11 protein-coding genes are annotated in these 13,338 nt (G+C 67.8%); 8 read left to right on the forward strand and 3 right to left on the reverse strand.

Annotated elements, in window-relative coordinates; translation table 11 throughout:
- Positions 1–33: 33 nt before the first annotated feature.
- The 7 genes from J2S55_RS45220 to J2S55_RS45250 all read left to right on the forward strand — a co-directional run bounded on the left by J2S55_RS45220 (position 34) and on the right by J2S55_RS45250 (position 6,986).
- Positions 34–1,197: a monooxygenase gene (locus tag J2S55_RS45220; RefSeq protein WP_306874322.1), complete on the forward strand. Its 1,164-nt coding sequence runs from the start codon at positions 34–36 to the stop codon at positions 1,195–1,197.
- A gap of 2 nt (positions 1,198–1,199) precedes the next feature.
- Positions 1,200–2,159, forward strand: a complete 960-nt coding sequence (locus J2S55_RS45225; protein WP_306874325.1) for a Rieske 2Fe-2S domain-containing protein — start codon at positions 1,200–1,202, stop codon at positions 2,157–2,159.
- A 387-nt stretch (positions 2,160–2,546) separates the two neighbouring features.
- Entirely contained in the window at positions 2,547–4,724 is a 2,178-nt protein-coding gene (locus J2S55_RS45230) for an MMPL family transporter (protein ID WP_306874327.1), read from the forward strand.
- A 35-nt stretch (positions 4,725–4,759) separates the two neighbouring features.
- Positions 4,760–4,963, forward strand: coding sequence for a hypothetical protein (locus tag J2S55_RS45235; protein ID WP_306874329.1), 204 nt, complete (start codon positions 4,760–4,762; stop codon positions 4,961–4,963).
- Positions 4,964–4,972: 9 nt separating this feature from the next.
- Entirely contained in the window at positions 4,973–5,320 is a 348-nt protein-coding gene (locus J2S55_RS45240) for a hypothetical protein (RefSeq protein WP_306874331.1), read from the forward strand.
- 11 nt (positions 5,321–5,331) lie between these two features.
- Complete coding sequence (locus J2S55_RS45245) at positions 5,332–6,786, forward strand: multicopper oxidase family protein (protein ID WP_306874334.1); 1,455 nt, start codon at positions 5,332–5,334, stop codon at positions 6,784–6,786.
- A complete protein-coding gene (locus J2S55_RS45250; RefSeq protein ID WP_306874337.1) occupies positions 6,786–6,986 on the forward strand; it encodes a hypothetical protein in 201 nt (66 codons plus the stop codon). The genes J2S55_RS45245 and J2S55_RS45250 overlap by 1 nt, the downstream gene beginning before the upstream one ends.
- Positions 6,987–7,678: 692 nt before the next feature.
- Here the strand turns inward: J2S55_RS45250 and J2S55_RS45255 are convergent.
- Positions 7,679–8,779, reverse strand: a complete 1,101-nt coding sequence (locus J2S55_RS45255; protein ID WP_306874339.1) for a tyrosine-type recombinase/integrase — start codon at positions 8,777–8,779, stop codon at positions 7,679–7,681.
- 126 nt (positions 8,780–8,905) lie between these two features.
- Between J2S55_RS45255 and J2S55_RS45260 the strand changes: the two genes are divergently transcribed.
- Positions 8,906–9,898, forward strand: a complete 993-nt coding sequence (locus tag J2S55_RS45260) for a hypothetical protein (protein WP_306874342.1) — start codon at positions 8,906–8,908, stop codon at positions 9,896–9,898.
- Positions 9,899–10,102: 204 nt separating this feature from the next.
- Here the strand turns inward: J2S55_RS45260 and J2S55_RS45265 are convergent, their stop codons facing one another.
- The gene (locus J2S55_RS45265; protein WP_306874344.1) at positions 10,103–10,924 is read right to left on the reverse strand and encodes a nitroreductase/quinone reductase family protein; all 822 of its coding nucleotides are present in this window, start codon (positions 10,922–10,924) and stop codon (positions 10,103–10,105) included.
- 852 nt (positions 10,925–11,776) lie between these two features.
- Complete coding sequence (locus J2S55_RS45270; RefSeq protein ID WP_306874347.1) at positions 11,777–13,012, reverse strand: hypothetical protein; 1,236 nt, start codon at positions 13,010–13,012, stop codon at positions 11,777–11,779.
- Positions 13,013–13,338 lie beyond the last annotated feature (326 nt).

Here is a 13,338-nt window from a genome sequence, read left to right on the forward strand (position 1 = left end):
CGCCAGACACGAAAGGTCATCATGAGGAAACGGATGAAGTACCGGCGAATGACTGCCCTGGCAACGTGTTCGGTGGCCATGGCGATGGGGCTCACCGCCTGTGCGTCGGACTCCGCAGAATCTGAGGCGGACGCGCCGCACGCCGGCCATGGCACATCCTCGCCCGTGGCATCGCAGCCGCTGCGAACCGGCGAGCGGTTCCTCAACCTGACCATGCCGGAGTCCTATACCCCGTCCGCTCCCAACGGCGGCACCGATGACTACCGGTGCCTGCTGATCGATCCACACGTAACCAAACCGATGTTCCTGACCGGAGCCCTGTTCCAGCCCCAGAACGCGAAGATCGTGCACCACGCCGTCGTCCAGGTGGTCGCACCCGAGGCCGCAACACAGGCGCACGCCAAGGACGCCGAGACGCCGGGCCCGGGCTGGACCTGTTTCGGCGATACCGGGCTGGGCCGGGTAGCGGGGACCTATGCCAGCGCCTGGACCCCCAACGGCACGGAGACCGTCCTCAAGCAGGATGTCGGCTTCCCCATCAAGCCCGGCAGCCTGATAGTCGTTCAGGCCCATTACAACCTGCTGGCCGCCGACGGCCGCACGGGCGAAACGGACCAGTCCAGCGTCCGGTTGCGACTGACCGACGGCACAGCGGCCACCAAACCGCTACGCACTCTCCCCCTGCAGGCACCGATCGAACTGCCCTGCGCCAGCAGTGAGTCCGGTGCGCTGTGCGACCGCGCCGCGTCGGTCGCGGATGTCACCAAGCGCTTCGGTGACAGAGTCGGGGGTATTGCGCAGCAACTGCTGCAACTCTGCGGCAACGGCAAGCCAGTCCCCGGCAACACCCAGCACTGCGACTATCCGATACGACAGCCCATGGCGGTGTACGCGGCATTGGGACACATGCACATGCTCGGACGCTCGATCAAGGTCGAACTCAATCCCGGCACCGCCCGGGCCCAGACCTTGCTCGACGTCCCCAACTTCGACTTCGACAATCAGAAAACCCAGCCATTGCCCACCCCTGTCGACGTCAAGCCAGGAGACACGCTGCGGGTCACCTGTACCCACGACGCCACCCTGCGGCAGCAAATACCGGCGCTGCGCAAGCTCCCACCGCGATACGTGGTGTGGGGCGACGGCTCAAGCGACGAAATGTGCACCGGCTTCATGATCACCTCAGCTACTGAATGACCATGATGCACTGGGATTTCCCGATACAGCCACCGCGCTGGGCACTGCTGCCGCTCCGCGCCTTTCTCGGTGGCACCCTTGTGTACGCCGGTCTTTCCAAGCTCTTCGACCCGCACTACTTGGATGACACCGCGCCGCTTGGAGTCCACGCCCAGATGCTGGCCGCCGCCGAGATCTCCCCGATCGGCCCACTGGTAACGCTGGTCGCCGACCACTCGATCGTCACAGGCCTGACGATCGCCTTCGGGGAGATCGCGGTCGGACTCGGTGCCATCCTCGGACTGTTCACCCGGCTCGCCGCCCTCGGCGGCGTCCTCCTATCGGTCAGCTTCTTCCTGACGGTGAGCTGGACGACCCGTCCGTACTATTACGGGGCCGACATTGTTTTCGCCTTCGCTTGGACCCCGCTGCTGATAATGGGCGACGCCGGGGCGTTGTCATTGAGCGCCTGGCTGCGTGCAAAGGTGCGTCACAAGCTCGGTCTGCCGATGCGCAGCATGCCGGACGAAAGTATGGCCGTACAGAACGACGTCAAGCGACGTACCATGCTGCGGGGCGGTCTGATCGCGGCAGCGACGACCGCTGTGGGAGTGGCCGCGGGGAGCGCGCTGGCACTCACACGGCGCCCCGTGGTCTCGTCGAGAGACTCAGCAAGCCTAGGGGTCGGGAGCGGGCCGGTGATCGCTGCCGCCGCCGACATCGCCGTCGGATCGTCGAAGAGCTTCACCGCGCCAAACGGGGCACCTGCCTATCTCCTGCGCCCAGCCCCGGACACGTTCCTGGCGTTCAACGCCACCTGCACCCATCAGGGTTGCCCAATCTCCTACATCGGACCCGGGTTTCGTTGCCCTTGCCACGGCTCCACCTTCGATGAGAACGGACAGGTGACCGGAGGGCCTGCACGCGCACCGCTGATCGAAATCCCAGTAAAGGTCATCGACGGCCAGGTCACGACTACCTGATCCAAGCGTGCCACGAGAGCACATGAGGTGAAGAACCAACCACCAATGAAATAGCCCCATCCTGTTCTCGCAGGTGAAAGGGGCCGGCCTGACTGCGATGATGACAGAAGGTCACCATTCGCGTTCGTTGATGACGTAGAAGCGACTGGCTCAGGTCCCCGGTGGTAACTGAAGAACCGGCGGGTTCTTCAGTTACCACCGAGCTCCGTATGGACGTAGTTCAGCTGGTGCTGACCAACAACGAGATCGCCCGGTGACAGATCATCATTCGCCCTGATCAGGGGTCGTCACCCGCCCGAGCACCACCAGCCGAACTCGGACAAAGGGGTGTGACCGGCAATTTCAGGATGGAATTAGCCCATGAATGAAACGACTTGAGGAAAAGAATTGAGAACCGAGACTTCCAATACTGATGGAGCGCTGGCGAGGCTGGCCCGGTTCTGTTACCGGCGCCGCCGTCTGGTCCTGCTGACCTGGATCGTTGGCGTGATCGCCGTGGCGTTCGCCGGCTTCGGCTACGGCGCGGCCCCAGACAACGACTTCTCCGGCGGAAACTCCGACTCCGTCAAGGCACAGGCGCTGATCGAGAAGCACTTCCCCGAGCGGCAAGGGGACACGCTTACTCTCGCGATCAAGGCAGAGAAGGGGATCGACGCCCCTGCCACCCGCCAAAAGATCGAGAAGGTCCTCGCCGATCTGGCGGCCTCACCGGTCGTAGGACCGGTGACCTCGCCGTACCAGGACAAGAGTCTGGTGACGCGGGATCGTCGTATCGCCCGTACGACCATCCCGCTGACCCAGAAGGAGGTGGACAAGACCGCGGTCAAGCCTCTGGTGGACATTGTCAAGAACGCCTCCGGTGACGGCGTGAAGCTGGCTCTGGGCGGGGCTCAGGCGGAGAAGGCCGAGACACCCCCGCAGGGTTCGTCCGAGGTCGTGGGCCTCGTGGCGGCAGCGGTGATCTTGTTCATCGCCTTCGGGTCACTGGTGGCGATGGGTCTGCCGATCGTGACCGCGCTGCTGGCGATCGCCGCAGGCATCGCCCTGATGAAGCTGGTGGGGTACCTGGTCCCTTCACCGGATTTCACCGTGATCCTCGCCGCGATGATCGGGCTGGGTGTCGGCATCGACTACGCCCTCTTCATCGTGACCCGCTACAAGGACGGCCTGCAAGCCGGCGACGAGCCCGAGGCCGCCACGGTCAAGGCGATCACAACAGCTGGTCACGCGGTCCTGTTCGCCGGCACGACGGTCGTGATCGCGCTGATGGGTCTGACCATCATGGGACAGCGGCTGATGACCGGAGTAGCCGTCGCCACGTCGGTGATCGTGCTGGTCACGATGATCGCCGCGGTGACCTTGCTGCCGGCATTCCTGGGCTTCACCGGCCACAAGATCAACTCGCTACGCCTGCCCCGTCGCACGTCCCGCCGTCAGAAGGCCACGGGCGCCGCGTCCCAAGAGCGTCGGACCATCGCCGAGCGCTGGGTCGGCGTGGTGCAGCGCAAGCCGCTGGTCTCCGCGATGCTGGCCGGTGGGGCGCTGCTGGTGCTGGCCGTCCCCACGCTGTCGATGCGGCTGAGCAACCCCGACGCCAGTGTCCAGCCCCACGATAGGAGCAGCTACCTCTCATACGAGATTCTCTCCGAGGGCTTCGGTCCCGGCTACGGCGCACCCCTGATCTTCGCCACCGAGGTCGGTTCCAACCGCACCGATCTGCGTACCGTCACCGAAGCGGTCAGCAAGACCGAGGGCATCGCCTACGCCACGCCGCCTCAGGTCAGCAAGGACGGGCAGGCCGCGATCTTCATGGCCTTCCCCAAGACTGGATATCAGGACGAGGCGACCGCGGACCTGGTGCACCACCTCCGCGACGACGTGCTACCCAAGGCGCCAGGCGGCGAAGGGGTCTACGTCGGCGGCCCGAACGCCGGCACGATCGACATGGCCGATGACATCGGTTCGCGCCTACCTCTGATGATCGCGGTCGTCATCGCGGTGTCGGTGGTGCTGCTGATCGCGCTGGTCCGGTCGGTCACGATCGCGCTGCAGGCCGCCGTCATGAACCTGCTGTCGATCGGCGCCGCATACGGCGTACTCGTCGCGGTCGTCCAGTGGGGATGGCTCGGCTGGGCCCTCGGTTTCCCCACCGCCATGCCGATCTCGACCTGGGTGCCGATGATGATCTTCCCAGTCCTGTTCGGCCTGTCCATGGACTACGAGGTCTTCCTGATCTCACGGGTCCGTGAGGAGTACGAGCGCACCGGCGATACCCGGACGGCCGTCGCTCGCGGGATGGCGCAGACTGCCAGGGTCATCACGGCCGCGGCCGCCATCATGGTCGCCGTCTTCACGACCTCCCTGCTCGGCCCCGACGTCGCGGTCAAGCAGGGAGGTCTGGGCATGGCCGTCGCTGTGCTCATCGACGCCACCATCATTCGGATGATCCTTGTCCCCGCGGTGATGGAACTGTTCGGCAAGGCCAACTGGTGGATGCCCGGACGCCGGGCACCGAAGGTGACCTCGGCTCCCCCGGCCAAGATCGTGGAAGAGGTCAGGGTCTGACCCCTCACCGAGCCGGAGTGGCCGACGATCTCGGCATGAACGCCAGCGCCCTCAGCTGGGTGAACATGCACAAGGCCACCCACCCCGACCGGGAGTGGGCCGCCAGCCCGGTCCCGGTCGGCTACACCGAGATGTTCCAGCGGTGGGAGCTGTTCCACACCCTGCGCGCCCTGACCGCGCTGGCTGCCTTCGTCCTATTCGTCACTGTCGCCATCGTTGCCCGGCCCTCTACCCGCTAAGGAAGAATCATGTTCTTGCGTATCGCGATCACCGCGCAGACCGTCGCCCTGCTGCTCCAGGCGGTCACCGCCGGGCTGCTGCTGGCCTCGCCCGGCGGCCGGACGGCACACAGCGCCGCAGCCGTCGGTGTCGTGGTCACCGTGCTGCTGAACCTGGGCGCCGCGCTGGTGTCGCGGCGGTCGAGCGCCATCCTGTCCGCCGCCGGCATGCTGGTGATGACGCTGGCCCAGATGGCGCTGGGCATAGCGCACATGAAGAGCCTGCACGTCCCCCTCGGCGTGCTGATGTTCGGCGTGAGCATGGTGCAGCTGGCACGGGTCTGGTCCGTCAGCCGCACCAAGACCGCATCGGCATGACCATGATGTCGATGACCAGACGGCAGGCGCTGCGGCTGCTCGGCCTGGGTGCGGCGCTCAGCGTCTCCGGTTGCTCGCTGCTGGGCCGTACCCCGTCGCCCCGGCTCCTCGCCGGCGGCGCGCCGCTGCCCAAGCCGTACACGGTGCCGCTCCCGTTGCCCGCGGTGGCCAAGCCGCACCGGACCGACACGACCACCGACTACTACGAACTCGTCCAGCGGACGGCCGAGGTGGAGATCCTGCCCGGCCTGCGCACCCCGATCTGGGGGTACGACGGGCAGTTCCCCGGACCCACCATCCGCGCGCGCAGCGGCCGGCGGACCGTCGTGCGCGTCACCAACAGCCTCGGCGCGCCGACCGTCACCCACCTGCACGGCGGCCACACCCCGCCGGAATCCGACGGGTACCCCACCGACCTGGTACAGCCGGGCACCCACCGCGACTACGTCTTCCCGCTGGAGCAACGTGCGGCCACGCTCTGGTACCACGACCACCGCATGGACTTCACCGGGCCGCAGGTCTGGCGCGGCCTGGCCGGGTTCTTCCTCGTCGGCGACGACGAGGAAGAGGCGCTGCCGCTCCCGTCGGGCGAACGGGACGTGCCACTGCTGATCTGCGACCGGTCCTTCCAGGCCGACGGCACCATGCCCTATCCGGCCAGGCACGACGGTCCCGGCGCGCGGGAGGCGTTCATGGGCGGCGTGCTCGGCGACGTCATCCTCGTCAACGGCGCGCCCTGGCCACAGCTCGGGGTCGATCGGGCTCGCTACCGGCTGCGGCTGCTCAACGGCTCCAACGCCCGCACCTACGAGCTGGCCCTCTCCCCCGGCGGCGCCCTGACCCGGATCGGCAGCGACGGCGGGTTGCTGGCCGCGCCGCAGACGGTCGATCGGGTACGGCTGGCGCCGGGCGAGCGCGCGGACGTGATCGCCGACTTCGCCGCCTACCGGCTCGGCGACCACATCGAGCTGCGCAACCTGCTGGGAGAAGGGCCACAGGCCAGGGTGATGCGCTTCACCGTCGAGCGCGACGCCCGCGACGACTCGGCGATCCCGAAAACGCTGTCGCGCATCGAGCCTCTCGATCCGGCCACGGCTGCGGTGACCCGCGACTTCGAGTTCACCAGCGGCGACATGCACGGCCACACCGGCTGGCTGATCAACGGCAAACCCTTCGACGCCCGCCGCGTCGATGCCCGGCCCAAGCTCGGCCAGGTCGAGATCTGGCGGCTCACCAGCGACGTCGCCCACCCCGTCCACTTGCACCTGGCGCCCTTCCAGGTGCTGTCGGCCGGCGGCGAGCGGCCGAGCGGGCCGCTGGAGTGGAAGGACACCGTCGAGCTGCGGGAGGCGCAGACCGTGGAGATCATCACCCGCTTCACCGGCTACCGGGGCCGATACGTCCTGCACTGCCACAACCTCGAACACGAGGACATGGCCATGATGAGCACGTTCGAGGTGGTCTGATGCCCGGCTTCCACGCGTTCCTGACGCGCCTGCCGTACGAGCCGGCCTTCAGCCAGGAAGACCCGGCCACGATCGTGGACCGCTACTACACGCCCGACCTCGAGTACCGCAACGACGGCATCACCTTCGACCGGCAGCGGCTGATCGACCACGTCGGCCCGGCCCGGTTTGCCCCTGGTGGTGGAACGGCTGAGCGTTAGGCAACGGGCGGGAGCGTGTGCCGCCGGGGTAAGCGGCGGGTGAGCTGGGAGGACGGCCCACCGGCTTCGACACCGTACGCCACAAGGCGCGCAACGTCGTGGACCGTGGCGATCGGGCTGATCGCCACGGTCCTCGGTGGGCTGGCTCTGGCCCGCTCCCGCCGCACCGCCTGACCCGGCCCCGGCGCCGGGCCAGTGCCCGTGCGGTTCACCAACGACACCACCGCCTGGTCCGTGCTTGGTCCCGGACGTGCCGTATCAGGAGGTCTGCCGTAGCGGTTCGGCTTCTGCTGGCGCCTTGGCGTAGGGGATACACCTGCTGGATGACCTGGCCCGCCTCATCGCCGCGGCCACGGCCGCAGGGGAGGCCGATCAGCGCCCGCGGGGCGTGCGCGTGGCCGGTCAGGTGCGGCAACTGGCTGGAGCAACCATGCAGGCCCGCTTGGATGACCTGGACGCGCGGGTGGAGCGTCTGCAGGCCATGCGCCGCCGCTGGCGGTGGTGGCGGCGGAGGCACGCGCTGAGCCGGCCTACCTGCGCGCCCCATATCCGTTGGATTGCGACGGGGGCCCAACTGGGACAGCCTCATCAGGCGCTCCTTCGGTCAGCCGCTCATCTCCTGCGTGCGGTGCGGTGGCCTCGCCCCTCATCGAACGGGGCTCGCCGTCGACCGTGACATGCGTGGACGGCGATCACATGTCCTCGACGTAGCCGGCCGCGACCTCGTCGGGTGGGTTGGTGTAGACGCGCAGGTAGCGGTCGTTGGCGTGGCCGAGGCGGCGTTCGAGCTCGGCCCGGTTGTGGCTGGAGCGCTGCGACAGTTCGAAGGCGAAGGTGTGACGGGCGTCGTGCGGCCGCAACCGGCCGAGCTTGCGGCCCGGGTCGCTGATCTGGGCGTCGTGCAACCGGCCGATCTGCTCGACGATGGTGTTGATCGAGCGTGGGGACATGCGCCCGTCGGGCCGGCGGGCGGCGATCGAGGCCGCCGCCAAGAACAGGGCCGTCGGCGAGGTGCTCGCGGCGGCGTCGCCGAGCCGCTCAGCCTCGAGATAGTCGGCCAGTGCCAGACGGGCGTCGCGGCCGACGAAGACGGTGCGGTTGGTGCGGCCTTTGCCGCGCACGCCGACCAGGCAGGCCGTCTTGGCCCGGCGCAGTTGCTCGGGGTCGGCGGGTTGCAGTTGCTCCAGGTCCAGGGCGACCACCTCGGCGCGGCGTAGCCCGGTGCCGAACAGCAGGTAGACGATGGCCCGGTCACGCAGCGGGCGGGCGTGGGCGTGCAGGCGCGGGCCAGTGCCGCGGTGGCGGCGGCCCTTGAGCTCGTGGAAGGTCTCGATCCGGTCCACCACGTTCTTGACCGTGCGCACCTGTGCGGCGGCCAGGGCGCGCACCTCGGGGGCGGGCAGACGCAGCGGGGCCACCTTCTTGGTCGGGTCGCCGTGGCGCAGCACCTCGGCCGAAGCGTGCGTGGCGATCCAGGAAAACAGCGCTGAGAGATGAGCCAGGTGGTTGTTGACCGTCGCGGCCGCCATCGGTGCGGCCTTGCCGTCGCGGCTGACATTGCCGGCGGCGGCGAGGTGGTCGCGCCAAGCGGCCACCTCCCGTGCGGTGGCGGCCGCCGCGACGTCCTTCCCGGCGGCGGCATGCAGCCGCGAGAAGGTCAGGATCACGAGCAGCAGACCGGCCACTTCGACGAGCGGGGCGGGGCGTCCGTCCTCTCTTCCGACCAGTACGGCTGACCGGGCACGGGCGGCCAGGCGCGACAACCGGCCGGCATCCACCTCGGGCGGGCTCACGGAGATCACACTAATTCAGCCCGCTCCGGTGTGGGCCGGGCCGCGGGAACGACAACTCGCGACAGGGGATGCAGCGAAGTTTCCGATGTAATGACAAAGATCAAAAAAACGCCGGATACTCGCTGTATGGATCATGCAGCGGACGGGATGTCCGATCCCGAGGACCTCGCCCTCTGGGCCCTGCACTGCTACTGCCCGAACGCGAAACGCACGCCCCATGACGTGGTAGCCGACGGAAACAACGGGCGCGTTCTGTACGCGGCACGTCACGGTGCCCCGAGAGACCATCTGGACGTCTCCGACGCACAGCTCTCCCAGCTCCTGGAGTTCCGGCTCCTGGAACGCGACGGGGAATGGGTCCGGACCGCTTTCCCCGTGCTGGGCTCACCCGAGACGGCCCCGCTGCGGGCAACTCTACGGTGGCCGGCGAGCTCCCTCGTGGACGCCGTCGAGAAGCCGGTGCACGACATCGCCGTGGAACTGCATCGGCGCGGGATCGGTCACAGTCTGTACGCCATGGTGTTCGGCTACGCGCTGGACCTGGTGCTGTGGCGACAGTTACGCGCCGAAGAGGCCGTTCCCGACACAGCGCTGACCACCGAGCGTCCATGGTGGAACGGTGCCTTCTGGGCCATCCACCCACCGCGCGCGGGCAGCTCGGGCACGAACTTCTACCGCTTCGCCGACGACCTCACCCTGGTGACCGTCTGGTCGGACGAGACGTTGAGCCGCCTCCACACCTTGGCCATCACCCCCGGGACGGCGGAGGCGCTGCGAGATCACCGCGTGTCCTCGGTCACGGATTCGGATGGACACGGCTGGCGTCTACGGCTCGACGACGGCCGCTCCGCGATACCGCTCGTCGGCGTGGGCGATGTCCTCGACGACCTGGCCGCCGCAGTCGCGGCCCCGGTCTCGGCCTTCCTCATGAGTCGCGCCTCCGAAGAGGCGCGCGGCTACGTGCCCGCCGATGATCGGGCCGTGGCCACCGTGGTGATCTCCCACGAACTGATCTGGGAGATCACCGAACAGCTCATCGCACGCGGAGCCTGCACGGCCGCGCCCCACGGCGACGATCTGACCGGTCTCCTGTTCCTCTTGGAGGGCTGGAATTCATGAGCAGGAAGAGCTCGCCCCTGTGCCTCAGGGGCTCATAGTCACTCAGCCAGTCACCCGGCAACGCAGAAGGCCGCTCCCGATCTCTCGGAAGCGGCCTCTGACCTGGGTGGGGTGTTCCCGGGCCTACTCAGCGAGCTGTGTGTTCAGCAGGGCAAAGAAGATCGCTTCCCAGTTGGTCCGAGATCGTTCCCAACTCCTCGGACTTCAGGCGAGGTCGAGAATCGGGATCAGTTGCTCCTCCTCATACGTCAGGTGCGCTTCGAGCTCATCGACGAGCCGTTCGATCTCGGCCCGTACCTTCAGCGGATCCTCACCGGAGAGGGCCTGCTTCAGCTCTTCCAGGAGTACGGTGATGCGCTCGTGCTCCTTGGCCAGCCGCTCCAAGGTCGGGGCGAGCGAGGGATGCCGCTCGGCCAGGCCGGGGAACATCATGGTGTCCTCGCCCGTGTGGTGATGGTGCAGGCCCTGGCAGACGGTCAGGCAGTTGATCCGGAGCTGCACGCCCAGGCCTGGCCCACCTGAACCGGACAGCTCCTTGCGGATCAGCGCGAGTTCACGGCGGAAGCCGTCGTGCACCAGCTTGAGATACGCACCGCCCGACGGTGCGCTGTCCCGAGGCGGGCCGATCACCCGAAGTGCGACGACCGGGATGGTGCGCGCCGTCTTGGCCTGGTAGTCGGCCCAGCCAGGATCGCCTTCCACCGCGCGGGCGAACGCCGCGTCACGCTCGGTGCCCTCCAGGACCTCCGCCTCGACATCGAAGACGAGGACGCCGGTCTCGACGGTGGCGCGCGGGTTGGCCTTCAGATTGTGGTACCAGGCCGGGTTGTTCGACGCTCCCCCGGCGGAGGCGATGACCAGCATGCGCTCGACGCCGTCAGGCAGGTAGGCGAGCGGGGTCGTGTGCGGCTTGCCCGAGCGGGCGCCCGTGGTGGTGAGCAGGAGCAGCCTCGCTCCCTCGAAAGAGCCACCGACCTGGCCGTTGTTGGCGCGGAACTCGTCGATGACCTGCTTGTTGAAATCCATTCTTCTCCATTGGTGATTCCTGCCGTGCCGTACTGAATGGAGAAGAAGACGGCGGGCCGCGGGCCCGCCCGGCGATCAAGCGTCAGCCGGGCTGCTCTCTGGTGCGTGGCCCAAGGCCGACCCGGCAGTCACGGAGATCATGTTACTTCATCACGCGCCAGGATTGCCCGCCAGGGATGTAGGGATGTCAGGTCTCTGTCCAGGCTGTCGAACCGTTCATCCCAGCCCCGCATTTCGCCGGTCCGGACACCCAGCCAAGGTGAAGGCCTTGGGGGGATGAGGGGATTCGAACCCCTAACCCCTTCGATGCGAACACTGGTAGGGCGTTCCGGACCGACTCATCGGATGCCGTCAGGTGCCGTCAGGTGCCGTCAGGTGCCGTCAGGTGCCGTGTCAGTGCCGCCCGATGATCTCGGCCACGTCCTCGTGTCAGCGGGTTCGCTGACTTTTCGCTGACTCTCGTCAGCCTCTCACCAACCGGTGTGACCGTCGGAGGACTCCGCCCTCCCACGTATCGAACACGGTCCCGGCCCGAATCTGTCAACCCGCACGCCATGATCAGCATTCATGTATCCGTACGGTCCCCTCAAGGAGTGCCATGGCTGCCGCCGACGAAGCCGGATGGTTCAACATCGCCTGGAACGAGTGGACAGACCTCGGTCAGATCCGTGCCCATCCTGGACGAGCCGGAGTTCGCACCGATCCTGGCCGCCCCGTCACCCGCGATGGCTCCCGCCATCACCCGACTGGTCGTCTCCACCATCACCACCTCGGTCGGCCTGCAGGGCCATCCGCCAGTGCAGGAGGCCATACGGGGTGGGCGGCCGATCCACTGTGCTCAGGGCTCGGCGATCAGTGTGATCCGTTGGTGTCGTTCTGGCTGGGTTTCGGTTCGGGCATCCGTAGGTAGAGGTTGGTAAGCACCTTTCCGGCCTTGAGCCAGTCGAGCTCCTGCGCCTCCAGCGCGGTGATCGCTTCCTGCTCGCCGGCGAACTCGCGGTCGAGCCGGGCGCCCTGGAGTCCGGTCGCCCAGCTGCTGCCCCACACCCCGACGGCGAACTCGCCGCTGTACTTGCGCATGACGGAGCCGCGTCTGGGGTCTGACCAGATCGGGACCCGCCGGAACGACCGCGGCAGGGAGGCGGCGAAGTCCTCGACCAGTCCGGCCGCTTCCTCAGCTGTCGGCGGGGACAGCCAGACCGAGTAGTTCATCTCGGCCTGACCGCGAGATGTGTAGTAGGTGCCCTCCATGAGCAGCACGTGGCGCCCGTAGCGCTGCGCCGCTCGGTAGTTGTGCTTGCCGGAGAAGGCCACTGTCTGCTGGTCACATCTGGTCGCGTCGGCGACGAAGTCGACGTCGCTGGCGGGGCTCAGGGTGAACGGCACGGGCGAGGCGGCGACGGACCGGCCGTCGAACACGACCACGCTTGCGCGAAACAGGTCGATGTACCAGACCCGGTCGGCGGCGCGCTGGGCGAACAGCCGAAAGGACGGATGGCGCTGTTCGGTGACCCACGCGACCAGCTTGACCGCCTGCTCCGGCCAGTCGGCGGCCGGACCACCCGCGTCGAGCAAGGCGGCGGCGGCCCGGTCGAACTCGCCACCGGCGAGCCGGTCCATGTCGCGGACGCAGTCCGGGCAGTCGTCGACGCCGCCCTCCATGAACGTGTGGAACCCACGGTGCTTGCGGAGCGGCCGGCCGGTCTTGTACCGACGCCACAGTGCATACCACGCGGCCGCCCGGCCTCGGTCGTACCGACGCGTCGCGGCCTCGACCCCGTGCCCGAGGATGCGTACGGCCAGCTCCGAGTCGGTCCCCTCCACCCAGCGTTCAACCCAGTGATCGGTGGCCTCCATGACCTCCCGATCGTTGCGCGACTCCGTCCGCCGTCCCGACCGATACGTCCCGGGCGTCTTGTGGATACCGGAGACGTACTCGTGAACGGTGCGCGTCCTCGGCCCGGACCCGGCCCGCAGCCGGGCCATCACCGATCTATGGAGCTCAGGCGCCCACACCCGGCCCATGCCCTCCGGCACGTCGGCGTCGTCGTCGAACAGCGCCTCAACGTAGCGGTCCAGATCGCTCATTGGCCCCTCCCGGCGCGACGTCCACGCCGACGACCGCCAGGCGCGACAACAGCAGCGATGGTACGGCCGGGGCGCAAGGAATCCTTGCGGATGAGTTTTCGACCATCCGCTCATCGGCATGTCCGGACGTTGCGCGGGCTCCGACGCTCTCAGCTCCGTCACGGAGAATACCGGACGGGCGTGGCGATCGTGGGTTGGTCCTTGCACCGTTCCCGGCGCCAGGCCCACGCGAGCAAGCCACAAGGCCGTGACGGTCTGACTGGGCGGACGCTCCACCTTGCGGCTCATCGCACCGACCGAGCGGAGGGCCCTATGCGGTCGCCGGG

The sequence above is a fragment of the Streptosporangium brasiliense genome (assembly GCF_030811595.1).
Taxonomy (GTDB): Bacteria; Actinomycetota; Actinomycetes; order Streptosporangiales; family Streptosporangiaceae; genus Streptosporangium; species Streptosporangium brasiliense.

Bases quoted from the DNA above. Each gene is read 5' to 3' on its own strand.
- J2S55_RS45225 (WP_306874325.1), top strand. From the start codon at position 1,200: ATGATGCACTGGGATTTCCCGATACAGCCACCGCGCTGGGCACTGCTG.
- J2S55_RS45245 (WP_306874334.1), top strand. From the start codon at position 5,332: ATGACCAGACGGCAGGCGCTGCGGCTGCTCGGCCTGGGTGCGGCGCTC.
- J2S55_RS45265 (WP_306874344.1), bottom strand. From the start codon at position 10,924: ATGGATTTCAACAAGCAGGTCATCGACGAGTTCCGCGCCAACAACGGC.
- J2S55_RS45270 (WP_306874347.1), bottom strand. From the start codon at position 13,012: ATGAGCGATCTGGACCGCTACGTTGAGGCGCTGTTCGACGACGACGCC.
- J2S55_RS45235 (WP_306874329.1), top strand. From the start codon at position 4,760: ATGAACGCCAGCGCCCTCAGCTGGGTGAACATGCACAAGGCCACCCAC.
- J2S55_RS45220 (WP_306874322.1), top strand. From the start codon at position 34: ATGAAGTACCGGCGAATGACTGCCCTGGCAACGTGTTCGGTGGCCATG.
- J2S55_RS45240 (WP_306874331.1), top strand. From the start codon at position 4,973: ATGTTCTTGCGTATCGCGATCACCGCGCAGACCGTCGCCCTGCTGCTC.
- J2S55_RS45260 (WP_306874342.1), top strand. From the start codon at position 8,906: ATGGATCATGCAGCGGACGGGATGTCCGATCCCGAGGACCTCGCCCTC.
- J2S55_RS45250 (WP_306874337.1), top strand. From the start codon at position 6,786: ATGCCCGGCTTCCACGCGTTCCTGACGCGCCTGCCGTACGAGCCGGCC.